Raw genomic sequence first — 26,290 nt, forward strand, 5'->3', positions numbered from 1 at the left:
GCTGGGGTAGCCGGAGGGCGTACCGCTCGGCAGGCTACCGCGCCCGGAGCACGGCGCGACCGACAGCCTGATGCACCGGACGCACGACCCGCGCGTAGGCGATCCCGACTGTGAGGGACGCCACAAGGGCGAGCCACTGGTGGCCGGCGTCCTCGAGCGGCGGGTAGACCTGCCAGTGGGTGAGGTAGACGAACAGGCTCGCCCCGGCCAGCACGCCCGCGGCTCGCGCGAGCGGCGCGGGCACGGCGAGGTGCGGCACCCAGAGCATCAGCAGGAACCCGCCCAGCACGATGACCTCGCGGTGCGGCTGACCGAAGAAGCCGACGGTCATCACGACCGCCAGTGTGGTGACCAGCCACCGCTCGCGGGTCGTGGTCGCCCGCGCCCCGGCCCAGCCGAGGGCGAAGAAGAACGCCACGACGAGGATCGTGTAGCGCTCGGTGGCGCCGGCGCGCCATCCCACCTCGGCGAGGCGGGCGAGGGTGGCGACGGCGAGCACGCCGAGGGCGAAGCGGAACGGCGTACGCCTCTCGAGCCGGTGCAGCACCGGCAGGGTCGTGACGGCCAGTGCCGCGACCGTGAGCCACACGAGCGACTCGAGGAACCACAGCTGCCACTGGTCGTCCCACTCCGACCCGTTGACCACCTCGCGGACGAAGAGCACGGTCGTGAGGTCGTAGGTGCCGAGCAGGAGCGCGACCCCGCCCACCCAGAGCACCGATGGGACGAGGAGCTGGGCGATGCCCGACAGGCCGTGGCGCAGGCGGGTGCGCGCGTCGCCGGCGGCCGAGAGCTGGAACCGGGCGAAGTTGAAGCCGGCCAGCGCGAGAAGCAGGTGCGCTCCGCCCTCGAGAGCGACGAGGTCGACATGGCTGGCCACCACGAACAGGATGGCGAGCGCTCGCAGCCCGACGGTCGTGTCGAGGCGCGAGCGGCGTTCGGGCCCGCGGTCACCGTCTGCCGCACCGTCCTGCGCGAGGCGCTCGAGGTCGCCGATGGCGCGCGTGTGCCAGCCGGCGGGCAGCCCTCCGGGGAAGTGCGCGGCGAGCCGGGTGGAGAGCTCGACGTAGGACAGCGAGTCGCCCCCGAGGTCGACGAACGAGTCGGTGTCGGCGGCGTCGGGGCGTCCGAGCACGCGGACGAAGTCGGCGCGGACCGACCCGGTGCCGGGCTGCCCGGCCTGCTCCTCGGCCGGTGCGGCGAGCTCCGCCAGCGCGGCGTAGTCGGGCTTGCCGGAGGAGGTGTGCGGGACCTGCGGCACGACGGTCACCCGGACGGCGTGGGGAGGTACGCCGCAGTGGTCGGCCACGAGCGTCCGCGCGGCACCGCTGCCGCGACCGCTGGTGACGAACGCGTGCACCGCATGGTCGGTGGCGACGACCCGAGCGCGCGGGTCGACCTCGGCGCGCAGGCGCTGCTCGACGGCGTCGAGGTCGATGCGCAGCCCGAACACCTTGCCGCGGCGGCTGCGGCGGCCGACCACCTCGAAGAGCCCGTCGCGCTGCTGGGCGAGGTCGCCGGTGCGCAGCTCCGTGGTGACCCGGCCGAGCGCCAGGTCGGCCGGGGTCGTGGCATAGCCGAGCATGACGTTGGGGCCGGAGTAGACGAGCTCGCCGACGCCGGGCCGGTCGTCCGCGGCCTCGTCGAGGTGGAGGTGCCCGCCGGGGATCGCGACGCCGATCGCGCCCGGGTGGTCCTCGGCGAGGTGCGGCGGCAGCCACGCCATCCGGGCGGTCGCCTCGGTGGCGCCGTACATCACCACGAGGTCCCACCCGCGGGTGCGGCCGAGCCGGCTCCAGCGGCGTACGTCGTCCGGGGCGAGCCGGCCGCCGGCCTGGGTCACCTGGCGCAGGGTGGGGAGGTCGCGGGCCTCGAAGCCGCTGGCGGCCAGCAGGTCGAAGGTGTGGGGGACGCCGGCGAGGGTGGTCGCGCCGGTGCGGGAGAAGAGGTCCCAGAAGCACTCGTCGACGACGCTGAGGTCGGTCAGCGCGACGCTGGCGCCCGCGACGAGGTGCGAGTGCAGCACCGACAGGCCGTAGCAGTAGTGCAGCGGCAGGGCCGTGATCGCCCGGTCGGTCGGGGTGAGGGCGAGGTAGTCGGCGATGGCGGCGGCGTTGCTGGCGACGTTGGCGCGCGAGAGCCGCACCAGCTTGGGGGAGCCGGTCGTGCCCGAGGTGCTCAGCAGCAGGGCGAGGTCGGGGTGCAGCTCGTGCGCGCTGAGCGGGCGGCGTACGTCGTCGGGCGCGGCCGCGGTGCACACGACGTCCGGGTCGTAGGCGGCGACCGTCGCGTCGCGCTGGTCGGGCCGGCCGTCGGGCACGACCAGTGCGACGTGGCCGTGCTGCAGGGCGGCGAGGTAGGCGACGAGCGAGTCGAGGTCGTTGGCGCCCTCGACCAGCACCAGGCGCCGGGCCGGGCCCCAGGTCGCCGCGCGGTCGGCGACCCGGCGCGCGAGGTCGGCGTGGCTGAGGACGGTGCCGTCGGCCACGACCGCGGGGGCGTCGCCGAACCGGGCGTGGTCGAGGACCGGCCCGACCCTGGTCGGCGTACGGGGGGCGAGCGCGGGCTGCGGGGACGTGAGGGTCACGGCGCCCCCGCGGGCCGGTAGGCGCGGACCAGCCCGGTCACGCGGAGGTGGACCGTGTCGCCGGCCACGGGGTGGCGCACGCCCGCCATCCGGGCCAGCACGGACGTGCCGTCGTCGAGGCGCACCTGGACCGCGCAGTCGTGACCGTAGTAGCTGACCTCCTCGACCGAGCCGCGCACCCCCTCGGCGTGGGTGAGGTCGACGTAGACCTGCTCGGGCCGGATCATCAGCGCGACGGGACCGGTGGCGGCCTCGGACAGCACCACCTCGCCGAGCGCGCACGTGGCCCGGGCGTCGGTCGCGGTGCCGGGCAGGACCACGGCACGACCGACGAACTCCGCCACCTGCGGGTCGCTCGGGGAGAGGTAGACCTCGGCCGGCGGGGCCGACTGCACGAGCCGGCCGCCGCGCATCACGGCGACCTGGTCGGCGAGGGAGAGCGCCTCGTTCTGGTCGTGGGTGACCAGCAGCGCGGTCGTGCCGGTCGCCGCCAGCGCCCGGCGCACGGCGATGGCGGTGGTGCCGCGCAGGCTCGCGTCGAGCGAGGAGAACGGCTCGTCGAGGAGCACGACGGCAGGCTGCGGAGCGAGCGAGCGGGCGAGCGCCACCCGCTGCTGCTGCCCGCCGGAGAGCTCGTCGGGGCGGCGGTCGGCGAAGTGTGCAGGAAGCTCGACGAGGTCGAGCATCTCGGCCACGCGCTCGCGACCCTCCCGGCCCGCGCGAGCGTGCCCGGGCAGCCCGAAGGCGATGTTGGCGGCGACGTCGAGGTGCGGGAACAGCGCTCCCTCCTGCGGGACGTAGCCCACGTGGCGCGCCTGCGGCGGGACCGGGCGTACGCCGTCGCCGGCGACCGTGGTGTCGCCGAAGGCGATGCTGCCCGCGTCGGGCACGAGGAAGCCGGCGATGAGGCGCAGCAGGGTGGTCTTGCCGCAGCCGGAGGGCCCGAGCACCGTGGTGAACGAGCCGTGCGGCACGTGGAGCGTGACGTCGTCGACGGCTCGGGTGGCGGTCGGGCCTGTGCCGAAGGACTTGGTGACGCCGGTGATGCTCAGTGAGCTCATGCCGGAACCCTCTCCGTCTGGGCAGCGGGGCTGTCGGCGCGCATCAGCAGCACCGTGGCGGGGATCGAGACGAGCACGAGCAGCAGGGCGTACGGGGCGGCGGCGCCGTAGCGGAGCTCGGACGAGGCCGACCAGAACTCGGTGGCCAGGGTGCTGGTGCCGATCGGGGAGAGCATCAGGGTGGCCGTCAGCTCGGTGGAGATCGCGAGGAAGACCAGGGCGGCGCCGGCGCCGAGGCTCGGCGCGATGAGCGGCAGGGTGACCCGCCGCGCGGTCGCGAGGGGGCCGAGGCCGAGGCTGTGGGAGACGTCGTCGAGCACGACGGGCGCCTGCTCGAGGCCGGCGCGCACGGTCACCACGGCGCGGGGCAGGAAGAGGATCGCGTAGGCCGCGACGAGCAGGCCGGCGGTCTGGTAGACGACCGGCACCAGGCGCAGCGAGGCCACCACGAGGGCGAGGCCGACCACGATGCCCGGCAGTGCGTTGGCGACGTAGGTGCTCCGCTCGATCACGGTGCTCGCCCAGCCACGGTGACGTACGGCGAGCCAGACGACGGGGATCGCGGCCAGCGTGGTGACGACCGCGCCGGCGAGGGCGAGCGCGAGGGTGGCGACGAGCGCCTCGGTGAGCTCGGCCACCGGGAACTCCGTCGAGGTGCCGGCCACGAGCCAGCGCAGCAGCGAGAAGGCGGGCACGCCGAGAGCGAGGACGACGACGCCGCCGACCGTCGCCAGCAGCGGGAGGCGCCAGCGTCCGAGTGCGAGCGGTACGGCCGTCCGGGCGGCGCCGCGACCGACGCGGGCGTACCTCCGGTCGCCGCGCAGGCGCAGGTCGGCGAGCAGCAGGACCAGGCACAGCAGCACCAGGACCACGGCCATGGCGGTCGCGGCCGCCCCGTTGAAGGTCGAGCCGTACTGGTCGTAGATGGCGGTGGTGAACGTCGGGAACCGCAGCAGCGACAGCGCGCCGAACTCGGCGAGCAGGTGCAGCCCGACCAGCAGGGCGCCGCCGAGCAGTGCGGGTCGCAGCTGCGGCAGCACGACGGTGCGGAAGGTGCGGGTGCGCGAGTGGCCGAGCGAGAAGGCCGTCTCCTCCAGCGCGGGGTCGAGGCGCCGAAGCATCGCCACGACCGGGAGGTAGACGAGCGGGTAGTAGGAGAGCGTGACGACGGCGAACGCGCCACCGAACCCGTTGATGCCACGGTCGAGGGAGACCCAGGCGTAGCCGTTGACGAAGGCGGGCACCGCGAGCGGTGCGACGAGCAGGCCGTGCCACAGGCGCCGTCCCGGCAGGTCCGTGCGCTCCACGAGGACGGCGAGCGCGACGCCGAGCACGGAGGTCGCCGCCATGCACGCGAGCGCGAGCGTGATCGTGTTGCGCAGCAGCTCGGCGATCCGGGGCCGGGCCAGCAGCTGCCAGAGGTCGACGGGGCCGATCGCCACGACGTAGGAGGCCACGTAGGCCAGCGGCACCAGCGCCAGGACGGCCACCGTCGCCCCCGCCACCAGGAGCAGCGGCGGGGTGCGACGGTCGGACCCGGTGGCTGTCCGGGCCGTGGGGGTGGTGGTCGTGGTCAGAGCAGGCCTGCCGCGGTCATCAGATCGGTCACCTGCGGACCGTTGAGGTTGGCCACGTCGACCGCCGGCGGCTCGAGCTCGTCGAACGGCTTGACCTCGGGGTTGAGGCTGGCGTCGGGGTTGAGCGGGTACTCCAGCGCGTACGACTCCGCCATCGCCTGCTGCGCCTCGGTGCCGGTGAGCCACGTGACGAACTCCTGCGCGGCGTCCTGCTTCTCGCTGCTGGCGAGGATGCCGGCGCCGGAGATGCTGAGGAACGCGCCGGGGTCCTGGTCACCGAAGAAGTGGAGCGCCGAGGTGTCGGAGTCGGTGCCGTTCTCCTGGCGGTCGCGGTACCAGTAGTAGTGGTAGGCGATGCCCGCGTCGACCTCGCCCGAGTCGACCGACTGCATCACGACGAGGTTGTTCTGCACGATCACGCCGTTGGCCTTGAGCCCGGCGAGCCACTCGGCCGTGGCCTCCTCGCCCTCGAGCTCGAGGACGGCGGACACGATCGCCTGGAAGTCCGCACCGGTGGGGGAGAAGGCGACGCGGCCCTGCCACTCGGGGTCGGCGAAGTCGAGGATCGAGGCGGGCATGTCGGCCTCGGTCATGGTGTCGGTGTTGTACATCGCGACGGTGGAGCGGGCCAGGAAGCCGGTCCACGTGCGGTCCGCGGGGACGTACTGCTCCGGGATCGTCGCGGTCGCGGACTCGGGCAGCTCGGCGAAGAGGCCGGCGTTGTCGACGATGGTCATCGCGGGGGAGTTCTCGGTGAGGAACACGTCGGCGGGCGAGTCCTCGCCCTCCTCGACGATCTGGTTGGCCATCTCGAGGTCCTTGCCGTGGCGGAGCTCGACGTCGAGGCCGGACTCCTCCTCGAACAGCGGGATGATCTCGTCGAGCAGCTGCTCGTGCTGGGCGTTGTAGACCACCAGGTCGGGAGAGCCGAAGACGCCGCAGCCCGACAGGGCGGAGGCGGCGAGGAGGCTGCCGGCGAGAGCGACAGCCGTACGGGGGGTGGCGCGGCGCGGGGGAGTCGTCACGAGGGTGTCCTTACTTTGCTTAGGCTCGCCTAACTCTAGTCCCGCTTCGCGCGCATGGGGGAATCGAGCCCGTGATGCTGGTCTCATGGGGGTTAGCGATCGCTAACCTGCTGGCGCTAGCATGCGAGGCATGACCTTCGAGCTGTCCCCCGAGCACGAGCAGTTCCGCCGCAGCGTCCGCGACTTCGCCGAGGCCGAGATCGCGCCGCACGCCGCCCAGTGGGACCGCGACCACCACTTCCCGACCGACGTCGTGCAGAAGATGGGCGCGCTCGGGCTCATGGGCCTGACCGCGCCGGAGGAGTTCGGTGGCGCCGGGATGGCCGGCGAGGACGGCGGCTTCACCTCGCTCTGCATCGCGATCGAGGAGATCGGCCGCGTCGACCAGTCGATGGGCATCACGCTCGAGGCCGCGGTGGGCCTGGGCATCAACCCGATCCTCACCTTCGGCACGGACGAGCAGAAGAAGACGTGGCTGCCCGACCTGGTCGCCGGCGAGGCGATCGCGGGCTTCGGGCTCACCGAGCCGGGTGCCGGCTCCGACGCCGGTGCGACCAAGACCAAGGCCGTCCTCGAGAACGGCGAGTGGGTCGTCAACGGCGCCAAGCAGTTCATCACCAACTCCGGCTCCTCGATCACCTCGCTCGTCACCGTCACCGCGCGCACGGGCGAGCGGGCCGACGGCCGACCGGAGATCTCGACGATCATCGTGCCCGCGGGCACGCCCGGCTTCACCGCCGAGAAGGCCTACGACAAGCTCGGCTGGCACGCCTCCGACACCCACCCGCTGTCCTTCGACGACGCCCGGGTGCCCGAGGGCAACCTGCTCGGCGAGCGCGGGCGCGGCTACGCGCAGTTCCTCGCGACGCTCGACGACGGTCGCGTCGCGATCGCCGCCCTCGCGGTCGGGTGCATCCAGGCCTGCCTCGACATGTCCGTGCAGTACGCCGGCGAGCGGCAGACCTTCGGTGGGCCCATCGGTCGCAAGCAGGGCCTCGCCTTCCAGGTCTCCGACCTGCAGGTGATGCTCGACGCGTCGCGGCTGCTGACCTACAAGGCGGCCGCGATGAAGGACGCGATGGACGCCGGCTCCTCGTCGGTGTCGACGGCCGCCTTCAAGCAGGCCGCGGCCGTCGCCAAGCTGTACGCCACGGAGTCCGCGGTCACCGCGACCCGCATCGCGACGCAGGTCTTCGGCGGCTACGGCTTCATGGAGGAGTACCCGGTCGTGCGGTTCTACCGCGACGCGAAGGTCCTCGAGATCGGTGAGGGCACCTCGGAGGTCCAGCGGATGCTGATCGCGCGGGGGCTCGGCCTCCCGGTCGAGTAGACGCCCGGCAGGTCGATCGGGCGACGTCCTTGGGCAACTCTCCAGCGAGCAGGCGGCGTCAGGGTTAGGTTGACCGGTGCAACTGCGAGGACGAATGAGTGGCAGGGGGACGTGTTGAGCCAGCTCGTTGCGTACTACGAGGATGAGCCGGTCCGAACCAAGGGCCGCGTCGAGGTCGAGCAGGTCCCGTTCGTGCCCACCGCGCCCATGAAGGCGTCGGACGGGGACGTCAGGCCGAACGTGGTCTACGTGGTCGTCGCCAATCCGGTCGGCACGCCTCTGCACGTACCGTTCGCGGCATTCGACGAGTGGTTCCTGCGGGACCGCTACGGCGAGGCCCTGCGGATCGTCAACACGTTGGGTGCGTCGAGCGTGGAGTGCAAGACCTCTCGCGACTCGCGCCGGCGTTCGGGCGTCTCGGGGGCGGTGAAGGGATTCGGAGCCAGCCTTCGCCGCAACCGGCACCAGACGAGCATGTTCGACTACTCGCACGTCGGCACTGGTAGCCAGCCGCGGGATCCGCGCCCGCTCAAGTGGCCGGACGAGCCCGGCTTCGGCGCAGCCGTCTCGAGCGTCCTCGACAACAAGGCCACCGCGGTGACGATCAACATCAGCAGCACAACCCGTCACTCGGTCAACGGGAGCCTCGGAAAGAAGCTCGCGGCCCTTGGCTTCGAGCTGGGAGTCAGCGGCGAGAGCAGCGACGCCGTGTCGTTGCACATGGTGGCGAAGTTCCCCGAGCGCTCCCGCTGGCGCTGATCTCCGCCTCCCGACGGATCCGCCGGCCCCCGCCTCGCCCTACCCTCGCAACATGCCGAGCACGAGCCAACGCGCCCTCACGTGGTTCGGCGTGGACGACGACTGGGAACGCCCCCGCCCGCCGGTCGGCCGCCAGGACGTCGTCCTGGCGGCGAGCGTCGAGGCCGTCAGCCTGCTGGCGCTCGAGCTCGTGCGCAGCGCGGGCGGCCTCGACCACACCGACGCGCCGGTGTGGTCCCAGTGGCTCGCGGTCTCGACGGGTGCCGCGCTCCTCCTGGGGCGTCGCCGTTGGCCGCTGCTCGTCGCGAGCCTCGCGGCGCTGCACATGTTCGTCGTCGGCGTGACGATGCCCCAGGTGATGGGCCAGGTGTCGCTGCAGATCGTCTACTTCGTCGCCCTGCTCTCGGGCGTCGCCTGGGCCCGCGACCGGCGCGCGATGGTGGTCGTCATCGGCACGATCGTGCTGGTCATGTTCGCCTGGATCACCTGGCAGTTCGCGGTGGGCTCGGCCGCCCAGGACATGATCGACGCGATGGACGCGGGTGATCGCGTCGGGTTCTTCCCGCCCATCCCGTCGGCAGTGGCGATGACGCTGCTGGTCAACGTCATCTACTTCGGCGGAGCGATCGTCGGTGGAGGCGTGTCCTGGCGTGCCGCCCGGCAACGCCTGCGGCTGCAGGAGCAGGCCACGACCATCGCCGCCCAGGCCGGTCGCCTGCGCGAGCAGGCCGTCGTCGACGAACGGCTCCGCATCGCGCGCGAGCTGCACGACGTGGTCGCCCACGGCGTCTCCGCGATGGGCATCCAGGCGGGGGCCGCACGCCGGGTCCTCGACCGCGACCCGGACGCCGCGCGTACGGCCCTCTCGCACGTCGAGGACGCCTCCCGCGACGCGGTCACCCAGATGCGCCGACTGCTCGGCACGCTGCGCGAGGGCCCCGGGGACGGCACGGGCGACGGCACGGGGACGCGTACGACCGACGCGGCCATCGGCGACCTGCCCGCGCTCGTCGCCGCGGCCCGCGAGCACGGCCTCGCGGTCCACCTCGACGTGGTCGAGGCACAGCCCGACGCGGCCGACCGCCTGCCGCGCGGCATCGGGCTCGCGGTCTACCGCACGGTGCAGGAGGCCCTCACCAACGTGCGCCGCCACAGCACCGCCGACACGGTCTCCGTCGTCGTGCGGGTCGACGAGGCCGCGGCGTACGCCGAGGTGGAGGTCGTCGACAACGGCCGGCCCCGCCACGGCACCTCCGGCAGCGGGCTGGGGCAGCTCGGCATCCGCGAGCGGGCCGCGACCCACGACGGCCAGGTCGACATCGGCCCGCGCGTCACCGGGGGCTACCGCGTGCGCGTCCGCTACCCGCTCGGGGTGTCGTGATGGAGGCGCCGCTCAGGGTCCTGCTCGTCGACGACCACGCGATGGTCCGCTCCGGCTTCGCGATGGTGCTCTCGGTCGAGGACGACGTCGAGGTGGTGGGGGAGGCCGCCGACGGGCTCCAGGCCCTCGAGACCGCCCGCGCGACGCGGCCCGACGTGGTGCTGATGGACGTCCAGATGCCCCGCATGGACGGCATCGAGGCCACCCGGCACCTCGTCGCCGAGGACCTCGGGCACGTCGTCATCGTGACCACCTTCGACCGCGACGACTACCTCTTCGACGCCCTGCGGGCCGGCGCCAGCGGCTTCCTGCTCAAGAACGCCGGGCCCGAGCAGCTCCTCGACGCCGTACGCGCCGCCGGTCGCGGCCACGCGCTGCTCGCGCCGGAGGTGACCCGGCGCGTCATCGGACAGATGGCGGGGGGACCGACGCCGGTCCGCCGCACCGAACCCGCCGAGCTGGCGCGCCTGACCGCCCGGGAGCGCGAGGTCCTGGTGCTGCTCGCGCGCGGCCGCTCCAACGGCGAGATCGCCACCGAGCTCGTGCTCGGCGAGGCGACGGTGAAGACCCACGTCTCGAGCGTGCTGGCCAAGCTCCACCTGCGCGACCGCGTGCAGGCGGTCGTCTGGGCGTACGAGGCCGGCCTCATCCTCCCGGCGGAGGAGTGAGCGTCCCACCGGCCGGCTCCACCCCGAGGTTCCGTCGCACGGGGGATCCGGCGGCGCGCGCACCTCACTAGCGTCGTCGCCATGCTGGAGATCCGGGAGCTGACCAGGCGGTTCGGTGAGAACACCGCCGTGGACCACGTGTCGTTCGAGGTGCCGGCCGGACAGATGACCGGCTTCGTCGGCGGCAACGGTGCGGGCAAGACCACGACCATGCGCATGGTGATGGGTGTGCTCGGCATCGACGAGGGGGAGGTGCTGTGGCAGGGCCGGCCGATCACCCGGCTGGACCGTCGCACCTTCGGCTACATGCCCGAGGAACGCGGCCTCTACCCCAAGCAGCCGATCCTCGACCAGCTCGTCTACATCGCCCAGCTCAAGGGCCTCGAGCGCGTCGCGGCGCGGACCCAGGTGAGCGAGCTGCTGGAGCGGTTCGGCCTGGGCGAGCGGACCAGGGACCACCTGGAGAAGCTGTCGCTGGGCAACCAGCAGCGGGTGCAGATCATCGCCTCGGTGCTGCCCAGGCCGGCCGCGCTGGTCCTCGACGAGCCGTTCTCGGGGCTGGACCCGCTGGCGGTCGACTCGATGGTCGACCTGCTGCGCGAGTACACCAGCGACGGGATCCCCGTCCTCTTCTCCAGCCACCAGCTCGACCTGGTCGAGCGCCTGTGCGACCGCCTGGTCGTGCTGGCCCACGGACGCCGGGTCGCCGCCGGGACGGTCACGGAGCTGCGCGACGCGGGGGTGCCGCGCTTCCGTCTCGTCCTCGGCGGCGACGCCGGTTGGGTGCGTGACCAGAGCGGGCTCGAGGTCCTCGACCTCGACGGTGGGACCGCGCTCGTCGAGGTCCGCCAGGAGGGCGCCGAGCAGCGCCTCGTCGCCGAGGCGACCAGCCGCGGCGACGTCCACGAGTTCGTGCGGGTGCGTCCCGCCCTCAGCGAGATCTACCGGGAGGCCACCGCATGAGCACCCAGCCCCGCACCGACGAGAACACCGAGCCCGCATGGCTCCTCGTGACCCGCCGCGAGGTCGTCTCCCGGATCACCGACAAGTCCTTCCTGCTCGGCACGGCGTTCATGGTGGTGCTGATCGCGGGCTTCATCGGCTTCTCCGCCTGGCAGGGCGAGCGGACCGAGCGGGTCACCCTCGCCGCCACGCCCGACGCGGTCGCGATGGCCGGCGCGATCGCCGACTCCGCGCCCGAGGTCGACGACAAGGTCGAGGTCACGGTCCTCGAGACGGACGACGAGGCCGCCGCCGAGACGGCGCTGCGAGAGGACGAGGCCGACGCCTGGCTGCACCCTACCGACGACGGCTGGCAGCTGACGTCGGAGTCGAGTGAGCAGGACGCGCTGACCGCCGTCGCCCGCGCCGTCGTACGCCAGCAGGTCCTCGCCGACAACGCCGCGAGCGCGGGCACCTCCGTCGAGGCGCTCGAGACCGGCAGCACCGTCACGACCGACTTCCTGCGCGGCGACGCCGAGCGGGCCGGCGTCGCCGAGGCCGTCGGCTTCGTGTTCGTCTTCCTGTTCTACTTCGCCGCGCTGGTCTTCGGGATGCAGCTCGCCTCCTCGGTGATCGAGGAGAAGCAGAGCCGCATCGTGGAGATCATCGCTGCCGCGATCCCGCTGCGGCACCTGCTGGCCGGCAAGGTCCTGGGCAACACCGCGCTGGCGATGATCCAGCTGCTCGTCTACCTCGCGGTGGGGCTGGTCGGGCTGTCGTTCACGCCCTACAAGTCGTTCGTGCCGGCCCTGTCGGGACCGACCGCCTGGTTCATCGGGTTCTTCCTCGCCGGCTTCGTCGCCCTGGCCTGCCTGTGGGCGGTCGCGGGCTCGCTCGCCTCCCGCACCGAGGACCTCCAGGCGACCTCGACCCCGCTGACCATGCTGATGCTGGTGATGTTCTTCGGCGGCGTCTCGCTCGACGGCCGTGCCCAGGTGGTCGCCTCGTTCGTCCCGCCGGTCTCGGCGGTCGTGATGCCCAAGCGGATCCTCGCCGGCGGCGTGGAGTGGTGGGAGCCGCTGCTCGCCCTGGGCCTGCTGGCCGTCTTCGCCGCGATCACCGTCTGGATCGGTGAGCGGCTCTACCGTCGGGCGCTGCTGCAGACCGGTGGTCGGGTCAGCCTGCGTCAGGCGTGGGGCGCCGCCGAGTAGCCCCGGCTGACGGGACCCACCCGTCAGAACAGGTCGACCAGCGACGAGGTCCCGGTCACCACGGCCCAGAACCGGAGCCCGCGCCCCAGCAGGCCGGTCACCATGAAGATCCAGAACGGGACGCCCAGGGTGCCGGCCAGCACCGCGGTCACGGCGTACGGCGGGATGCCGGTGCTCGCCGACACGAACAGCAGGCCCGCGGTGAACCAGGGGCGGCCCTCGGCGCGCGCGTGCCACGTCTCGAGCGACGCCCTCGCCTTCGGCTTCTGCAGCTGGCGGTGCACCCACGGTGCGCGGTCGACGTGCATGCCGCCCCAGTACCAGAGGATCTTGCCCAGCATCTGCCCGATCGTGGCCGCGACGATCAGCCCCCACATGTGGTGCGGGGCCTGCGTGACGGCCACCGCGAGGATCGCCTCGATGTTGATCAGCGGGAGCAGGGCGGAGCCGATCGACGCGCCCAGCACGCTCCAGAAGAGCATCAGCCGACGGCCCCGGGGACGGGCAGTCCGATCCGCACCAGTCGGTGCAGGGAGACGCACTTGAGGACCAGCAGGGCCGAGGCGATCGCCAGCCCCACCCACATCCAGCCGGTCACGAGCAGCAGCACGGCGAAGAGCGCGCTGTTGACGGCCTTGGCTGGCTTGGACCAGTTCCACAGCCAGATCGGCCGGTCGACGACGAAGAAGTAGTTGGGGCTGCGCACCGGCCACGCCAGGAACGCGATCGACAGGAAGAAGTCGACCACCATGAACTCGGCGAGGTAGACGAAGATCGCGGGCGACAGGTCGGGCTGGAGCCAGGCGAGGCCGATGTAGAACGCCGCTGCGTTGAAGCGGTCGCACATGATGTCGAGGACCGCGCCGATCCGGGTCTCGCAGTCGCGGACCCGTGCGTAGAAGCCGTCGAGCATGTCGCCGACCCAGTAGACGCCGAGTGCGACGACGAGCAGGGTCAGGCTCTGCTCGTAGGCCGCGGCGGCGGCCAGGACCACGGAGACGACGGTGCGGAGCGCGGTGATGACGGTGGCGCCCGTCAGCAGCCGCTCGACGCGTACGCCGTAGAGGTTGTCAGGATCCGCGACCGGCTGCGCCGACCAGCCCCCGTGCCCGCCCTGCTCCCCGCTCCCCACGGTGCGTGATGCTAGCGGGTCGGCGACCACAGGTCGGGCCACGCGTGGCCGAGCTCGAGGACGAGCTCGCGCAGCAGCGGCAGGCTGACGCCGACCACGTTGTGGTGGTCGCCCTCGATCCCGCGGACGTACGCTCCGCCGAACCCGTCGATCGTGAAGGCGCCCGCGACGTGCAGCGGCTCGCCCGTGGCGACGTACGCCTCGATCTCGTCGTCGCCGAGGTCGGCGAAGTGGACGGCGGTCGACCCCGTGGCCGCCGCGACCCGTCCGGTGGCGGTGTCGCGGAGGCTGTGCCCGCTGTGGAGCACGCCCGTGCGCCCGCGCATCGCCTGCCAGCGCCGCCGTGCCTCGTCGGGGTCGTGGGGCTTGCCGAGCGCCTCGCCGTCGAGCTCGAGCACCGAGTCGCAGCCCAGGACGAGCGCGCCGGGCGGCACGTCGTCGCGCGCGGCGACCGCGGCGCACTTGAGCTCGGCGAGCTGGAGTGCGAGCTCGGCCGGCGGGAGGTCGCTCACCTGCGACTCGTCGACGCCGCTGACCACGACGGTCGGGTCGAGTCCCGCGGCACGCAGGGTCGCGAGCCGCGCCGGTGAGGCCGAGGCGAGGACGAGGGTCGTCACATCCGCTCCAGGGCGGCGCGCAGCGGGTCGAGGCCGAGCGAGCCGAGGTCGAGCGCGGCCCGGTGGAACGCCTTGAGGTCGAAGTCGTCGCCCTGTCGCTCCTGCACCCCGGCCCGGGCCTCGAGCCAGATCCGCTCGCCGACCTTGTAGGACGGCGCCTGCCCCGGCAGGCCGAGGTAGCGCTTGACCTCGAACTGGATGAACTCGTCGTCCATCCGGCAGTGCAGCCGCATGAACTCCAGGCCGAGCTCGGGCGTCCAGGTCTCGCCGGGGTGGAACGCGGCGCCGTGGGCGCCGAGGCGGTTGTCCTCGGGGATCCGCAGCTCGAGGTGCATGCCGATGTCGACGATGACGCGGGCCGCGCGCAGCGACTGCGCGTCGAGCATCCCGAGGAGGTCGGCAGGGTCGTCGAGGAAGCCGAGCTCCTCCATCAGCCGCTCGGCGTACAACGCCCAGCCCTCGCCGTGTCCGCTGCACCAGCACATCAGCCGCTGCCACCGGTTGAGGGTGTCGCGGCGGTAGGCGGTCTGCGCGACCTGGAGGTGGTGGCCGGGGACGCCCTCGTGGAAGACGGTGGTGACCTCGCGCCAGGGGTGGAAGTCGTCGATGCCGTCGGGCACCGACCACCACATCCGGCCCGGGCGCTCGAAGTCCTCCGACGGCCCGGTGTAGTAGATGCCACCGTCGTTGGTGGGCGCCAGCATGCACTCGATGCGGCGGATCGGATCCGGGATGTCGAAGTGGACGTCGGCCATGTCGGCGACCGTGCGGTCGGCGAGCTGCTGCATCCAGTCGCGGAACGCCTCGCGGCCGTGCACCACGCGCTCGGGGTCGGCGTCGAGGTGCGCGACGGCCGCGTCGACGTCGCCGCCGGGAACGATCCGCTCGGCGGTGGCGGCCATGAGGTCGGACAGCCGCTGGAGCTCGGCCCAGCCCCAGGCGTACGTCTCGTCGAGGTCGACCTCGGCGCCGAGGAAGTAACGGCTCGCGAGGGCGTACACCTCGCGGCCCACGCCCTCCTTCTCCCTGCCCTGCGGCTCGAGCTCGTCGCTGAGGAACAGCCCGAACGCCGCCGTCGCGGCACTCGCCTCACCCGCCAGGGCGCGGAGCCCGGCGCTGTCGGCGGACGTGCCACCGGCGCCCAGCCGGTCGGCGAGGCCGAGGTAGAAGTCGCCCGCCTCGCCGGTCTGGCCGGTCCAGCGACGTACCTGCTCGGCCACCTCGGCGTACTGCCGGGCCGCGACGACGTTGCCCCGCCGGGCCTCGTCGGCGAGCGTCACGCGCAGCCCCTCGAGCGCGGCGGGCACGCCGGCGAGGCGCGACGCGATCGCCTCGACAGCCTCCTCGCCCTCGATCGGCATCAGGTCGAAGACGCCCCTGATCTCGTGCAGCGGGCTCCACAGCACCGACATCCGCGACCGGTTGACGCCGGCCTCCTCCAGCTCGATCTCGAGGCGGGTGCGCTCCAGGAACGCGTCCTTCGCCGCGGCCTCGCGGTCGTCGACCGGCGTGGCGGCCTCGACGGCGGCGACGGCCGACCGCGCCAGGGCCAGCCGGGCGTCGAAGCCCGCGGGCGAGAAGTCGGTGAGCTCGTGCTCGTGACCGCTGACGCCGATCGACGTGGCCGTCAGCGGGTCCAGGGCGCAGTAGTCGTCGACGTAGGCGTCGCAGAGGGCGTCGATGGTGCGGGTGGGCGTCGAGGCGTCGGTCACGCGGCGACCCTAGCCCCGCGCCGGTGGCGGTCGGCGGCCGACAGTGGAGCGCGCGGCCGCTAGGTCCGGCCGTACGCTCCACTGTCCGCGTTCAGGAGGGCGCTCAGCGTGGCAGGCCGCTGGCCCGCCAGGCGCCGGGACCGCTGCGGTGCGTCTGGCGCACCCCCCGGGCGGGGTGGTTCCAGACGGGTCGCGGCAGCTTCGGGGGGTCGTCCGTGCCGGAGCCGAGGGCCGAGAAGACCGCGACGAGGGCCGCGACCTCCTCGGGGGTGGCGTCCTTGTTGATGACTCGGAGCAGGGGAGCCTGCTCGGCCTTCTCGTCCGAGGTCACAGCGGGATGTTCCCGTGCTTCTTGGCCGGCAGGGTCTCCCGCTTGGTGCGCAGCAGCCGCAGCGAGCGGATGACCTCGATGCGGGTCTCGTGGGGCGGGATCACCGCGTCGACGTAGCCGCGCTCGGCCGCGATGTAGGGATTGGCGAGCGTGGTCTCGTACTCGTCGATGAGCTCCGCGCGCCGGGCCTCGACGTCCCCGCCCTCCTCCGCGACCTTCTTGAGGGTCTTGCGGTGCAGGATGTTGGCGGCCCCCTGGGCGCCCATCACCGCGATCTGGGCGGTGGGCCAGGCGACGTTGATGTCGGCGCCGAGGTGCTTGGACCCCATCACGTCGTAGGCGCCGCCGTAGGCCTTGCGGGTGATCACGGTGATCAGCGGGACGGTGGCCTCGGCGTAGGCGTAGATGAGCTTGGCGCCGCGGCGGATGATGCCGTCCCACTCCTGGTCGGTGCCGGGCAGGAAGCCGGGCACGTCGACGAAGGTCAGGACCGGGAGGTTGAAGGCGTCGCAGAACCGGACGAACCGGGCGGCCTTCTCGGAGGCGTCGATGTCGAGGGTGCCGGCGAACTGCATCGGCTGGTTGGCCACGACGCCGACGGACTGCCCCTCGACGCGGCCGAGGCCGACGATGATGTTGGGTGCGAACAGCTCCTGGACCTCGAGGAAGTCCTCGTCGTCCACGACGGCGGTGATCACGTCGTGCATGTCGTAGGGCTGGTTCGCCCCGTCGGGGATGATCGTGTCGAGGGACCGGTCGAGGTCGGTGACCTCCATGTCGGGAGCCTCGTCGAGGACGGGGGCGGGGTCGAGGTTGTTCTGCGGGAGGTAGGACAGCATCGCCTTGACGTACTCGATGGCGTCCTCCTCGTCGGAGGCCATGTAGTGGGCGTTGCCCGACTTGGTGTTGTGGGTGCGCGCGCCGCCGAGGTCCTCCATCGTGACGTCCTCGCCGGTGACGGTCTTGATGACGTCGGGACCGGTGATGAACATCGCCGAGGTCTTGTCGACCATGACCGTGAAGTCGGTGACCGCGGGGGAGTAGACGTGGCCGCCGGCGCAGTTGCCCATGATCAGGCTGATCTGCGGGATCACGCCGGAGGCGTGGACGTTGCGGCGGAAGATCTCGCCGTAGAGGCCGAGGGAGACCACGCCCTCCTGGATGCGGGCGCCGGCACCCTCGTTGATGCCGATGATCGGGCAGCCGGTCTTGATCGCGAGGTCCATGACCTTGGTGATCTTCTCGCCGTAGACCTCGCCCAGCGAGCCGCCGAAGACGGTGAAGTCCTGGCTGAACACGCACACCATGCGGCCGTTGACCTCGCCGTAGCCGGTGACGACGCCGTCGCCGTAGGGGCGGGTCTTCTCCAGGCCGAAGGCGGTCGAGCGGTGCCGGGCGAGCTCGTCGAGCTCGACGAACGTGCCCTCGTCGAAGAGCATCTCGATGCGCTCGCGCGCGGTGCGGCGGCCCTTGGCGTGCTGCTTCTCGATCGCCTTGTCCGACCCCGCGTGCACCGCCTCGTCGAGGCGGCGCTCGAGGTCGGCGAGCTTGCCGGCGGTCGTGTGGACGTCGATGTCCATCTCCTGCGGGGGGACGTCGGTGCCTTCACCCGGCTGTGCGCTCACGCGGTGGCCTCCTGTGGCTGGGGTCGGTCGCCAGGGGCGTCGTGCCCCGGGCCCGGTCTCTGGGGCAATCTAGACCCCATGACGTCCAGCCCGGCACCTCGCCCACCCCTCGACCCCGCCCGGCTCGCGACGCCCGCGGGCTGGCGCACCGAGGTGGTGGAGGCGACCCCCTCGACCAACGCCGCGCTCGCCGAACGGGCCCGAGCCGGCGAGCAGCCGGGGCTGGTCCTGGTCACCGAGCACCAGACGGCCGGGCGCGGACGCCTCGACCGGGCGTGGGAGACGCCGGCCCGGTCGTCGCTGACGTTCTCGGTGCTGCTGCGTCCCGACGTGCCCGCGACCGCGTGGTCGTGGCTGCCGCTCCTCACCGGGTACGCCGTGCAGGCCGCGCTGGCCGACCGGCTGCCCGACATCGCGCTGAAGTGGCCCAACGACGTGCTGGTCGACGACGGCTCCGGCGCGGGACGCAAGGTCTGCGGGATCCTCGTCGAGCGGGTCGAGGCCCCGGACGGTCCGATGGCGGTCGTCGGGGTCGGCATCAACGTCGACCAGACCCTCGACGAGCTCCCCGTCGCGACCGCGACCTCGGTCTCGCTCGAGACCGGTGAGCCGGTCGAGCGCACGGGTCTGCTCGCCCAGGTGCTCGGCTCGCTGCACGGCCTGCAGGGCCTGCTCGACGACGTCGACTCCCTGCGCCGGGCGTACGCGCACGTGTGCGTCACCCTCGGCCGCACCGTGGACGTCCACCTGCCGGGTGGCGACGTGCGCCGTGGCGAGGCCCTCGACATCGACGCCACCGGCGCGCTGGTGGTCGGGACCGACGACGGCGCGTTCACCGTGGCCGCCGGCGACGTGGTGCACGTACGCTCCGCCTGATCGTCGCGGCGCGACCTGCCTAGTAGTCGGGTGCACCGGGTGACATGATCGGCGCGTGGCCTTCCCGAGTAACCTCCTCAACCCCGGAGAACACGTCGTCGTCTCGACGCGGACCCACGTCAAGGCGCTGATCTTCCCGGGCCTCGGGGTGCTCGTGGCGCTCGCCGCGGCGCTCTTCCTCACCGGCCTCGTCGAGGGCGGCGTCGTGCGGCTCATCGTGTGGGTGCTGTTCCTCGCGGTGCTCGTCTGGTTCCTCGTCGGGCCGTTCCTGCGGTGGGCCACGACGACCTACACGTTCACCAACCGCCGCTTCATCAAGCGCTCCGGCTTCATCTCCAAGGAGGGGCGCACGATCCCGCTCAACCGGATCAGCGGCGTGGACTTCGAGATCGGCGTCATCGACCGCGTCTTCGGCTGCGGCACGCTGGTCGTCTCGGACGCCAGCACCGACGGCAGCGTCGAGCTCTACGACATCCCGGACGTCGAGAAGGTCCAGCTCCAGGTCTCCGACGAGCTCCACCGCCTCGCCAGCGGGGACCGCCGCGACGATGGCGCCTGACCGCCGGCGCCGCGGCGAGGGACCCGACGGCCCCGAGGGTCCGGCGGAGCAGCTCGACCACGCGATCCTGGGCAGCACGCCGCAGTTCAACGCGCTCGAGGTGGCCGCCGAGAGCGGCGTGACGATCGAGCAGACGCGGCGGCTGTGGCGAGCCCTCGGGTTCCCGGAGTTCAGCGGCGAGAAGGCCTACACCGCCGCCGACGTCGAGGCGGTCGGCACGCTCATGGGTTTCGTCGACTCCGGCGCGGTCGACTTCGACATGGCGGTCAACCTCACCCGCGGGGTCGGCCAGACCATGGCGCGGCTCGCCGACTGGGAGGTCTCCACACTGGTCAGCAGGGTGGAGGAGATGGAGGCCGGTGAGGAGGCCACAGGCTCGCGCATCGGGTCGGCGAGGCGGCTCATCGACGAGATCAACCCGCCCTTCGAGCGGCTCCTCGTCTATGCCTGGCGGCGCCACCTCGCGGCCGCGGTCGGCCGGATCGAGGCGATGGGCGCCAACGACGAGGACCTCCACACGATCGACGTGACGGTCGGGTTCGCCGACCTGGTGTCCTTCACCGCGCTGTCCAACACGCTCGACCGGGACGAGATCGGCGACCTCGTCGAGGTCTTCGAGAGCCGCTGCCAGGACGTCGTCGCCCGCTACGGCGGCCGCATCATCAAGAGCCTCGGCGACTCGGTCCTCTTCGTCACCAACACCGCCGAGGAGGCCGTCGGGGTGGCCGAGGGGATCATCAACGTGATCGGCCGCGACGCCAAGATGCCCGACGTACGCCTGGGGCTGGCCAGCGGTCCGGTCATCCAGCGCCTCGGCGACATCTTCGGCCCGCCGGTCAACATGGCCGCCCGGCTCACCCAGGTCGCTCGCCGCAACCGGCTGATCGTTGACCAGAACACCGCCGACCTGCTGCCCGCGGACGAGTGGGAGAACCGGCGGCTGCCGGCGCGCCCGGTCCGGGGCTTCGGCCTGGTCGAGCCGGTGGCCGTACGCCGGCGCTGAGCGCGCGGCGCCGAGGTGGACCAGACCAGTCGGCCATTTTTCACCCATAAGGACCACCCGGGCCGCGTCCGGTCCTTACGTTCAGCCCGTGTTGGCTGTGCAAGACGTGCGACTGGACCCCGGCTCCCGACGGGTGTGGCGTGGCGAGCGTGAGATCAGGCTCTCCCGCAAGGAGTTCCAGCTGCTGCATGCCCTGATGGCGCGCCCGGGCGACATCGTCACCCGCGGGGAGCTGATGGCCGACGTGTGGCAGACGTCGTTCTACACCAACTCCAAGACGATCGACGTCCACCTGGGCTGGCTGCGCCGCAAGCTCGGCGACGACCCGCGGAGCCCGACCCTGATCACCACGCACCGCGGACGCGGCCTGCGCTTCGAGTCGTCGGCGGACACCGTCGCCAGCTGAGCCCGGGCCTTCTATAGGCTCGCGTCGTGTCCTCGACCGGTTCGCACCGTGCCCCCACGCTCGCCGTCGTCGGCGGAGGCCAGCTGGCCCGGATGATGGCCCAGCCCGCGATCGCGCTCGGCCTCCCGCTGCGCCTGCTCGCCGAGGCGGAGGGCGTCTCGGCAGCCCAGGTGATCCCCGACCAGCTCGTGGGCGACTACACCGACCTGCCGACCCTGCGGAAGGTCACCGACGGTGCCGCGGTGGTCACCTTCGACCACGAGCACGTGCCGACCGACCACCTGCACGCGCTCGAGGCGGACGGTGTCGCCGTCCGCCCCGGGCCGGGCGCGCTCGTCCACGCCCAGGACAAGGCGGTGATGCGCCGTCGGCTCGCCGAGCTCGACGTGCCGTGCCCGCGCAACGCGGTGGTCACCTCGACCGCGGACGTGGAGGCGTTCGGCCTGCCGTGCGTCCTCAAGACCACCCGCGGTGGCTACGACGGCAAGGGCGTCTGGGTGATCCGCGCGCTCGACGAGGCGCAGGCCGCCTTCGACGCGGCCGAGGCCGCCGGCGTCGAGGTGCTGGCCGAGGAGCTGGTCGACTTCCGGCGCGAGCTGTCCGCCCTCGTCGCCCGTGCGCCCAGCGGCCAGGCCGCGGCGTACCCGGTCGTCGCCTCGACCCAGCTCGGCGGCATCTGCCACGAGGTCATCGCCCCCGCACCCGACCTCGCGCCCGCTCTCTCCGGTCAGGCGCAGGAGATCGCCCTGCGCATCGCCGGTGCACTCGACGTCACGGGCATCCTCGCCGTCGAGCTCTTCGAGACGACCGACGGCCGGATCCTGGTCAACGAGCTGGCCATGCGTCCCCACAACACCGGCCACTGGTCCCAGGACGGCGCCGTGACGTCCCAGTTCGAGAATCATCTGCGCGCCGTCATGGACCTCCCGCTGGGTTCGCCGGCCCCGCGTAGTCGCTGGACCGTGATGGTGAACATCCTCGGCGGACCCACCGACACCGGCCGGCTCTACGACGGCCTGCCGCACGCGATGGCGCGCGACCCGCACCTGCGGGTGCACTTCTACGGCAAGGACCTCCGGCCTGGCCGGAAGGTCGGCCACGTCAACGCCTTCGGCGACGACCTCGAGGACTGCCTCGAGCGTGCCCGGCACGCCGCGGCGTGGTTCCGCGGGGACCTGGGCGACGAGAGCGAATGACCAGAACGACGAGGGACAGGTGGAGGACCGGATGAGCGCGACGCAAGGTCAGCAGGGTGCCGTCAAGGTCGGCATCGTGATGGGCTCGGACTCCGACTGGCCGGTGATGGAGGCCGCCGGCGAGATCCTCACCGAGCTCGGTGTCGGCTGGGAGGCCGACGTCGTGTCCGCCCACCGGATGCCGACCGAGATGATCGACTGGGGCCGCCTCGCCCACACCCGCGGGCTGTCGGTGATCATCGCCGGCGCCGGGGGAGCGGCCCACCTCCCGGGGATGCTCGCCTCGGTGACGCCACTGCCGGTGATCGGGGTCCCGGTGCCGTTGAAGTACCTCGACGGGATGGACTCCCTGCTCTCGATCGTGCAGATGCCGGGCGGCATCCCGGTCGCCACCGTCGCCATCGGCAATGCCAAGAACGCCGGCATCCTCGCGGCGAGGATCCTCGCCACGAGCGACCCGGCCCTCCAGCAGCGCCTCGTCGACTACCAGTCCGAGCTCGCCGAGACCGCGCACGCCAAGGGCGAGGTCGTACGCCGGGCGGCCGCGGGCGAGGACCGCCGGGTCGGCTTCTAAGCGCGGACCGCTCAGTCCCGGTCGCGCACGCGGCCGCGGAGGGCCTTGGTCGAGGCACGCTCCTTCTTCGCCTTGAGCCGCCGCTCCTTCGAGCCTCGCGAGGGTCGCGTCGGTCGGCGCGGCGGGGGCGGCGGGGCGAGCGCTGCACGCAGCAGGTCGGCGAGCCGCTCGCGGGCGGCGACGCGGTTGCGGTGCTGCGAGCGGTGCTCGGAGGCGGCGACGGACACCCGCCCGTCGGGCCAGCGGCGCAGCGCGCGGGCGCGCTGGGTGTCGGTGAGCGCTCCCGAGCCGGCGACGTCGTACTCCAGCTCCACGCGCGAGTCGGTCGTGTTGACCGACTGGCCGCCTGGGCCGGGGGACTTCGAGAACCGCTCGACCAGCTCGGCCGCGGGCACCACGAGGCCCTCTGGCAGGCCGGGGCCGGCCGGGACGTGGAGGTCTCGCACGCCTCCATTGTGGACCTCTAGGGTTCGTCGCATGACCACACGCTGGGGAATCGCCGCGACGGGCGGGATGGCTGGCGCCTTCGCCTCCGACCTGGCCCACCTGCCCGACGCCGAGGTCGCCTTCGTCGGCAGCCGGTCGGCGGGCTCCGCCGGCGAGTTCGCCGCACGCTTCGGCGCCGCTGACTGCGGCGCCGGGACCTACGCCGACCTCGTCGAGGCAGGACGACGGGGAGAGGTCGACGTGGTCTACGTCGCCACGCCCCACCCGCAGCACCACGCGCTCGCCCTGGCCGCGATCGAGGCCCGGACGCCGCTGCTCGTCGAGAAGGCCTTCACCGCGACCCTCGCCGGGGCGGAGGAGGTGGTCGCCGCGGCCCGCGACGCCGGGGTGTTCTGCATGGAGGCGATGTGGACCCGGTTCCAGCCGGCCGTCGCGCACGCGCGTGCCCTGGTCGACGCTGGCGAGATCGGCGAGCTCCTGCTCGTCCAGGCCGACTTCGGCGCGCAGCGCGACTACGACCCCGCCAGCCGGCTCTTCGACCTCGCGCTCGGAGGCGGCTCGGTGCTCGACCTCGGTGTCTACCCGGTCTCGCTCGCGCAGCACCTCCTCGGACGCCCTGATCGGGTCACGGCCACGGGCACGACCTACCCCAACGGCGCCGACCGCTCAGCGGCGATCCAGCTCGCGTACGCGGACGGGCGCGCCGCGTCGCTGACCTGCACCCTCGCCAGCCAGACGCCCGGCCGTGCCATCCTGGTGGGCACCGAGGGATCGCTCGAGCTGGTCCCGCCCTTCTACCACCCCACCCGGGTCGTCGTGCGCCGCAACGGTCAGGAGCCGCAGGAGGTCGAGCTGCAGCCCACCGGTCGCGGCTACGCCCACCAGGCCCAGGAGGTCCAGCGCTGCCTGGCGGCAGGCCTCACGGAGAGCGCGGTGATGCCGCTGTCCGACACCCTCGACGTGATGTGGGTGCTGGAGGACGCGCTCGGGCAGCTCGGCATCGCCATGGCCGAGGCGTCGCCGCAGCCCTAGCGTCGGTGCATTGCTAGCGCCCGCGCTTGCGCCACTCGATCGCCGGGCAGGTGTCCATCACCATCGGGACCCCGGCGGCGGTCGTACGCGCGAAGGCGTCCTCGTCGACGACGCCGAGCTGGAACCACACGCCCTTCGCGCCGATCGCGACCGCCTGGTCGGCGAACTCCCCGGCGGCCTCGGAGCGACGGAACACGTCGACGACGTCCACGGCGAACGGCACCTCGGCGAGGGAGGCGTACCCCTGCTCGCCGAGCACCGCGGGTGCGCCCGGGTCGGCGAAGACCGGGTGGATCGGGACGATCCGCTTGCCCCGGGACTGGAGGAGGGACGCGATCGAGTACGCCGTGCGGCCGGGGTCGCCGGACAGGCCCACCACGGCCCAGGTCCCGAGGTCGTCCAGCATCCGCTCGACGGTGCCGGGGTCCTGCCAGTCACTGCTCACGGTCGTCATGCGGCCCACGGTAGTCAGGCGAGGGGAGCGAGCCGGGTGACCAGGCACGGGAATACCCCCTGGGGTATTGGTGCTGCACTGGGTGAGGCGGCCGCCGACCGGTCGCCCGAGCCAACCGGGAGGAGCCACCATGAGCACCGTCGACCTGACCACTGCCGACTTCGAGACCACCATCGCCGACAACGAGGTCGTGATCGTCGACTTCTGGGCGTCCTGGTGCGGCCCGTGCCGCCAGTTCGCGCCCGTCTTCGCGGCCGCCTCGGAGCGGCACCCCGACATCGTGTTCGCCAAGGTGGACACCGAGGCCGAGCAGGCGCTCGCCGCGGCCGCCCGGATCACCTCGATCCCGACCCTGATGGCCTTCAAGGACGGCGTGCTGGTCTTCTCGCAGCCGGGTGCGCTGCCGTCCGCGGCCCTCGAGGAGCTGATCACGGCGGTCCGCGGACTCGACGTCGAGGCCGCGCTCCGCGAAGCGGCGGCCGGCGAGCGCCAGGGCGCCTGACGCCGGGCGCCCCCGCGTGGGGTGGCCAGCGCCACAGTGCTGGCCACTCCTCCGAGAAGCTTGGACGTCCTAGAATCCGAGCATGAGCGAGTTCCCCCTCTACGCCCTGTCCGAGGAGCACCAGGCCATCCGCGAGGCGGTCCGCGCGGTCGCCGACGCCAAGATCGCGCCGTTCGCAGCGGCCGTCGACGAGGAGGCCCGCTACCCGCACGAGGCTGCCGAGGCGCTGCTCGCGTCCGACTTCCACGCCCCGCACGTGCCCGAGGAGTACGGCGGCGCCGGCGCCGACGCGCTCGCCACCGTGCTCGTGATCGAGGAGGTCGCCCGCGCGTGCGTGTCGTCCTCGCTGATCCCGGCGGTCAACAAGCTCGGCTCGCTGCCCGTGCAGATCGCGGGCTCGGAGGAGCTCAAGCAGAAGTACCTCGGTGCCCTGGCCCGCGGCGAGGGCGGGTTCTCCTACTGCCTCTCCGAGCCCGACGCCGGCTCCGACGCCGGCGGGATGAAGACCCGCGCGGTGCGCGACGGCGACGAGTGGGTGCTCGACGGCGTGAAGCGCTGGATCACCAACGCCGGCGAGTCGGAGTTCTACACCGTCATGGCCGTCACCGACGCCGAGAAGAAGACCCGCGGCGGCATCTCGGCCTTCGTCGTCGAGAAGTCCGACGAGGGCGTCTCCTTCGGCGCCCCGGAGAAGAAGCTCGGCATCAAAGGATCGCCGACCCGCGAGGTCTACCTCGACAAGGTCCGCATTCCCGCCTCGCGGATGATCGGCGAGGAGGGCAGCGGGTTCACCACCGCGATGAAGACCCTCGACCACACCCGCGTGACCATCGCCGCGCAGGCCGTGGGCGTCGCGCAGGGGGCGCTCGACTACGCGCTCGAGTACGCCAAGGAGCGCCAGCAGTTCGGGAAGTCGATCGCGGACTTCCAGGGACTGCAGTTCATGCTCGCCGACATGGGCATGAAGATCGAGGCCGCCCGCCAGATGACGTACGCCGCCGCCGGCCGCTCCGAGCGCGGCGACGACGACCTGACCTTCTTCGGTGCCGCCGCGAAGTGCTTCGCCTCCGACGTCGCGATGGAGGTCACCGTCAACGCCGTGCAGGTGCTCGGCGGCTACGGCTTCACCCGCGACTACCCGGTCGAGCGGATGATGCGCGACGCCAAGATCACCCAGATCTACGAGGGCACCAACCAGGTCCAGCGCATCGTGATGGCACGCCAGCTCCTTGCAGGGGTGCAATCGCAGCTCTGACCTGCGGTGGTTCCCGTGCTGAGGCATG

27 protein-coding genes are annotated in these 26,290 nt (G+C 72.5%); 15 read left to right on the forward strand and 12 right to left on the reverse strand.

What is annotated here, in order from left to right; translation table 11 throughout:
• Positions 1-34: 34 nt before the first annotated feature.
• The 4 genes from IEZ24_RS08760 to IEZ24_RS08775 form a co-directional block, all read right to left on the reverse strand.
• Positions 35-2,587, reverse strand: a complete 2,553-nt coding sequence (locus IEZ24_RS08760; RefSeq protein ID WP_129455415.1) for an AMP-binding protein — start codon at positions 2,585-2,587, stop codon at positions 35-37.
• The gene (locus IEZ24_RS08765; protein ID WP_129455416.1) at positions 2,584-3,648 is read right to left on the reverse strand and encodes an ABC transporter ATP-binding protein; all 1,065 of its coding nucleotides are present in this window, start codon (positions 3,646-3,648) and stop codon (positions 2,584-2,586) included. The genes IEZ24_RS08760 and IEZ24_RS08765 overlap by 4 nt, the downstream gene beginning before the upstream one ends.
• Positions 3,645-5,153, reverse strand: a complete 1,509-nt coding sequence (locus IEZ24_RS08770; protein WP_242498499.1) for an ABC transporter permease — start codon at positions 5,151-5,153, stop codon at positions 3,645-3,647. The genes IEZ24_RS08765 and IEZ24_RS08770 overlap by 4 nt, the downstream gene beginning before the upstream one ends.
• A gap of 68 nt (positions 5,154-5,221) precedes the next feature.
• On the reverse strand, positions 5,222-6,250 hold the full coding sequence (locus tag IEZ24_RS08775) for an iron ABC transporter substrate-binding protein (RefSeq protein WP_242498500.1): 1,029 nt from the start codon (positions 6,248-6,250) through the stop codon (positions 5,222-5,224).
• Between the two features lie 130 nt (positions 6,251-6,380).
• Here IEZ24_RS08775 and IEZ24_RS08780 point away from each other — a divergent pair, with 130 nt between their 5' ends.
• The 6 genes from IEZ24_RS08780 to IEZ24_RS08805 all read left to right on the forward strand — a co-directional run bounded on the left by IEZ24_RS08780 (position 6,381) and on the right by IEZ24_RS08805 (position 12,541).
• Positions 6,381-7,580 (forward strand): acyl-CoA dehydrogenase family protein, encoded by a 1,200-nt coding sequence (locus tag IEZ24_RS08780; protein WP_129455418.1) that lies wholly within the window; start codon positions 6,381-6,383, stop codon positions 7,578-7,580.
• A gap of 111 nt (positions 7,581-7,691) precedes the next feature.
• Positions 7,692-8,339 (forward strand): hypothetical protein, encoded by a 648-nt coding sequence (locus IEZ24_RS08785; protein ID WP_129455419.1) that lies wholly within the window; start codon positions 7,692-7,694, stop codon positions 8,337-8,339.
• Positions 8,340-8,391: 52 nt separating this feature from the next.
• Positions 8,392-9,720: a sensor histidine kinase gene (locus IEZ24_RS08790; protein WP_129455420.1), complete on the forward strand. Its 1,329-nt coding sequence runs from the start codon at positions 8,392-8,394 to the stop codon at positions 9,718-9,720.
• On the forward strand, positions 9,720-10,388 hold the full coding sequence (locus IEZ24_RS08795; protein WP_129455421.1) for a response regulator: 669 nt from the start codon (positions 9,720-9,722) through the stop codon (positions 10,386-10,388). The genes IEZ24_RS08790 and IEZ24_RS08795 overlap by 1 nt, the downstream gene beginning before the upstream one ends.
• Before the next feature lie 81 nt (positions 10,389-10,469).
• The gene (locus tag IEZ24_RS08800; protein ID WP_129455422.1) at positions 10,470-11,351 is read left to right on the forward strand and encodes an ABC transporter ATP-binding protein; all 882 of its coding nucleotides are present in this window, start codon (positions 10,470-10,472) and stop codon (positions 11,349-11,351) included.
• Positions 11,348-12,541 carry an ABC transporter permease gene (locus IEZ24_RS08805; protein WP_129455423.1) on the forward strand — a complete coding sequence of 398 codons (1,194 nt, stop codon included), beginning with the start codon at positions 11,348-11,350 and terminating at the stop codon, positions 12,539-12,541. Before IEZ24_RS08800 ends, IEZ24_RS08805 begins: the two co-directional genes overlap by 4 nt.
• A 23-nt stretch (positions 12,542-12,564) precedes the next feature.
• On the opposite strand, the gene IEZ24_RS08810 is transcribed toward IEZ24_RS08805, so the two are convergent.
• The 6 genes from IEZ24_RS08810 to IEZ24_RS08835 all read right to left on the reverse strand — a co-directional run bounded on the left by IEZ24_RS08810 (position 12,565) and on the right by IEZ24_RS08835 (position 17,913).
• Positions 12,565-13,023: a VTT domain-containing protein gene (locus IEZ24_RS08810; RefSeq protein ID WP_129455424.1), complete on the reverse strand. Its 459-nt coding sequence runs from the start codon at positions 13,021-13,023 to the stop codon at positions 12,565-12,567.
• On the reverse strand, positions 13,023-13,673 hold the full coding sequence (locus IEZ24_RS08815; protein WP_129455425.1) for a CDP-alcohol phosphatidyltransferase family protein: 651 nt from the start codon (positions 13,671-13,673) through the stop codon (positions 13,023-13,025). The genes IEZ24_RS08810 and IEZ24_RS08815 overlap by 1 nt, the downstream gene beginning before the upstream one ends.
• 11 nt (positions 13,674-13,684) lie before the next feature.
• The gene (locus IEZ24_RS08820) at positions 13,685-14,290 is read right to left on the reverse strand and encodes a Maf family protein (protein WP_129455426.1); all 606 of its coding nucleotides are present in this window, start codon (positions 14,288-14,290) and stop codon (positions 13,685-13,687) included.
• Entirely contained in the window at positions 14,287-16,002 is a 1,716-nt protein-coding gene (locus IEZ24_RS08825; protein WP_191192837.1) for a DUF885 domain-containing protein, read from the reverse strand. The genes IEZ24_RS08820 and IEZ24_RS08825 overlap by 4 nt, the downstream gene beginning before the upstream one ends.
• 103 nt (positions 16,003-16,105) lie before the next feature.
• Entirely contained in the window at positions 16,106-16,333 is a 228-nt protein-coding gene (locus IEZ24_RS08830) for an acyl-CoA carboxylase subunit epsilon (protein ID WP_129455427.1), read from the reverse strand.
• Positions 16,330-17,913, reverse strand: coding sequence for an acyl-CoA carboxylase subunit beta (locus tag IEZ24_RS08835; RefSeq protein ID WP_129455515.1), 1,584 nt, complete (start codon positions 17,911-17,913; stop codon positions 16,330-16,332). Before IEZ24_RS08835 ends, IEZ24_RS08830 begins: the two co-directional genes overlap by 4 nt.
• 123 nt (positions 17,914-18,036) lie before the next feature.
• Here IEZ24_RS08835 and IEZ24_RS08840 point away from each other — a divergent pair, with 123 nt between their 5' ends.
• From IEZ24_RS08840 to purE, 6 genes are all read left to right on the forward strand, one after another.
• A complete protein-coding gene (locus IEZ24_RS08840; RefSeq protein ID WP_129455428.1) occupies positions 18,037-18,834 on the forward strand; it encodes a biotin--[acetyl-CoA-carboxylase] ligase in 798 nt (265 codons plus the stop codon).
• A 55-nt stretch (positions 18,835-18,889) separates the two neighbouring features.
• A complete protein-coding gene (locus tag IEZ24_RS22310) occupies positions 18,890-19,393 on the forward strand; it encodes a PH domain-containing protein (RefSeq protein ID WP_129455429.1) in 504 nt (167 codons plus the stop codon).
• Complete coding sequence (locus tag IEZ24_RS08850; protein ID WP_129455430.1) at positions 19,383-20,396, forward strand: adenylate/guanylate cyclase domain-containing protein; 1,014 nt, start codon at positions 19,383-19,385, stop codon at positions 20,394-20,396. Before IEZ24_RS22310 ends, IEZ24_RS08850 begins: the two co-directional genes overlap by 11 nt.
• Positions 20,397-20,484: 88 nt before the next feature.
• Positions 20,485-20,802, forward strand: coding sequence for a winged helix-turn-helix domain-containing protein (locus IEZ24_RS08855; protein WP_129455431.1), 318 nt, complete (start codon positions 20,485-20,487; stop codon positions 20,800-20,802).
• A 26-nt stretch (positions 20,803-20,828) separates the two neighbouring features.
• Entirely contained in the window at positions 20,829-21,998 is a 1,170-nt protein-coding gene (locus IEZ24_RS08860) for a 5-(carboxyamino)imidazole ribonucleotide synthase (RefSeq protein ID WP_129455432.1), read from the forward strand.
• 31 nt (positions 21,999-22,029) lie between these two features.
• Entirely contained in the window at positions 22,030-22,572 is a 543-nt protein-coding gene (gene purE, locus IEZ24_RS08865) for a 5-(carboxyamino)imidazole ribonucleotide mutase (protein ID WP_129455433.1), read from the forward strand.
• Between the two features lie 11 nt (positions 22,573-22,583).
• Here purE and arfB read toward each other — a convergent pair whose 3' ends face one another.
• Complete coding sequence (gene arfB, locus IEZ24_RS08870; protein ID WP_129455434.1) at positions 22,584-23,018, reverse strand: alternative ribosome rescue aminoacyl-tRNA hydrolase ArfB; 435 nt, start codon at positions 23,016-23,018, stop codon at positions 22,584-22,586.
• A 31-nt stretch (positions 23,019-23,049) separates the two neighbouring features.
• On the opposite strand from arfB, the gene IEZ24_RS08875 reads away from it, so the two are divergent.
• Positions 23,050-24,051 carry a Gfo/Idh/MocA family protein gene (locus IEZ24_RS08875; protein WP_129455435.1) on the forward strand — a complete coding sequence of 334 codons (1,002 nt, stop codon included), beginning with the start codon at positions 23,050-23,052 and terminating at the stop codon, positions 24,049-24,051.
• Positions 24,052-24,064: 13 nt separating this feature from the next.
• Here IEZ24_RS08875 and IEZ24_RS08880 read toward each other — a convergent pair whose 3' ends face one another.
• Positions 24,065-24,505 (reverse strand): CoA-binding protein, encoded by a 441-nt coding sequence (locus IEZ24_RS08880; RefSeq protein WP_129455436.1) that lies wholly within the window; start codon positions 24,503-24,505, stop codon positions 24,065-24,067.
• A 130-nt stretch (positions 24,506-24,635) separates the two neighbouring features.
• Between IEZ24_RS08880 and trxA the strand changes: the two genes are divergently transcribed.
• Together trxA and IEZ24_RS08890 are read left to right on the forward strand one after the other, a co-directional pair.
• Positions 24,636-25,007, forward strand: a complete 372-nt coding sequence (gene trxA / locus IEZ24_RS08885) for a thioredoxin (protein WP_129455437.1) — start codon at positions 24,636-24,638, stop codon at positions 25,005-25,007.
• A gap of 82 nt (positions 25,008-25,089) precedes the next feature.
• Positions 25,090-26,262 carry an acyl-CoA dehydrogenase family protein gene (locus IEZ24_RS08890; protein WP_129455438.1) on the forward strand — a complete coding sequence of 391 codons (1,173 nt, stop codon included), beginning with the start codon at positions 25,090-25,092 and terminating at the stop codon, positions 26,260-26,262.
• Positions 26,263-26,290 lie beyond the last annotated feature (28 nt).

Origin of the sequence: Nocardioides ganghwensis (genome assembly GCF_014779655.1) — a bacterium.
Taxonomy (GTDB): domain Bacteria; phylum Actinomycetota; class Actinomycetes; order Propionibacteriales; family Nocardioidaceae; genus Nocardioides; species Nocardioides ganghwensis.

What these genes read in the sequence shown, in the direction of transcription:
- IEZ24_RS08765 (WP_129455416.1), bottom strand. Translation starts at nt 3,648, where the DNA reads ATGAGCTCACTGAGCATCACCGGCGTCACCAAGTCCTTCGGCACAGGC.
- IEZ24_RS08780 (WP_129455418.1), top strand. Translation starts at nt 6,381, where the DNA reads ATGACCTTCGAGCTGTCCCCCGAGCACGAGCAGTTCCGCCGCAGCGTC.
- IEZ24_RS08790 (WP_129455420.1), top strand. Translation starts at nt 8,392, where the DNA reads ATGCCGAGCACGAGCCAACGCGCCCTCACGTGGTTCGGCGTGGACGAC.
- IEZ24_RS08795 (WP_129455421.1), top strand. Translation starts at nt 9,720, where the DNA reads ATGGAGGCGCCGCTCAGGGTCCTGCTCGTCGACGACCACGCGATGGTC.
- IEZ24_RS08800 (WP_129455422.1), top strand. Translation starts at nt 10,470, where the DNA reads ATGCTGGAGATCCGGGAGCTGACCAGGCGGTTCGGTGAGAACACCGCC.
- IEZ24_RS08805 (WP_129455423.1), top strand. Translation starts at nt 11,348, where the DNA reads ATGAGCACCCAGCCCCGCACCGACGAGAACACCGAGCCCGCATGGCTC.
- IEZ24_RS08810 (WP_129455424.1), bottom strand. Translation starts at nt 13,023, where the DNA reads ATGCTCTTCTGGAGCGTGCTGGGCGCGTCGATCGGCTCCGCCCTGCTC.
- IEZ24_RS08835 (WP_129455515.1), bottom strand. Translation starts at nt 17,913, where the DNA reads ATGGACATCGACGTCCACACGACCGCCGGCAAGCTCGCCGACCTCGAG.
- IEZ24_RS08840 (WP_129455428.1), top strand. Translation starts at nt 18,037, where the DNA reads ATGACGTCCAGCCCGGCACCTCGCCCACCCCTCGACCCCGCCCGGCTC.
- IEZ24_RS08850 (WP_129455430.1), top strand. Translation starts at nt 19,383, where the DNA reads ATGGCGCCTGACCGCCGGCGCCGCGGCGAGGGACCCGACGGCCCCGAG.
- purE (WP_129455433.1), top strand. Translation starts at nt 22,030, where the DNA reads ATGAGCGCGACGCAAGGTCAGCAGGGTGCCGTCAAGGTCGGCATCGTG.
- IEZ24_RS08875 (WP_129455435.1), top strand. Translation starts at nt 23,050, where the DNA reads ATGACCACACGCTGGGGAATCGCCGCGACGGGCGGGATGGCTGGCGCC.
- IEZ24_RS08880 (WP_129455436.1), bottom strand. Translation starts at nt 24,505, where the DNA reads ATGACGACCGTGAGCAGTGACTGGCAGGACCCCGGCACCGTCGAGCGG.
- trxA (WP_129455437.1), top strand. Translation starts at nt 24,636, where the DNA reads ATGAGCACCGTCGACCTGACCACTGCCGACTTCGAGACCACCATCGCC.
- IEZ24_RS08890 (WP_129455438.1), top strand. Translation starts at nt 25,090, where the DNA reads ATGAGCGAGTTCCCCCTCTACGCCCTGTCCGAGGAGCACCAGGCCATC.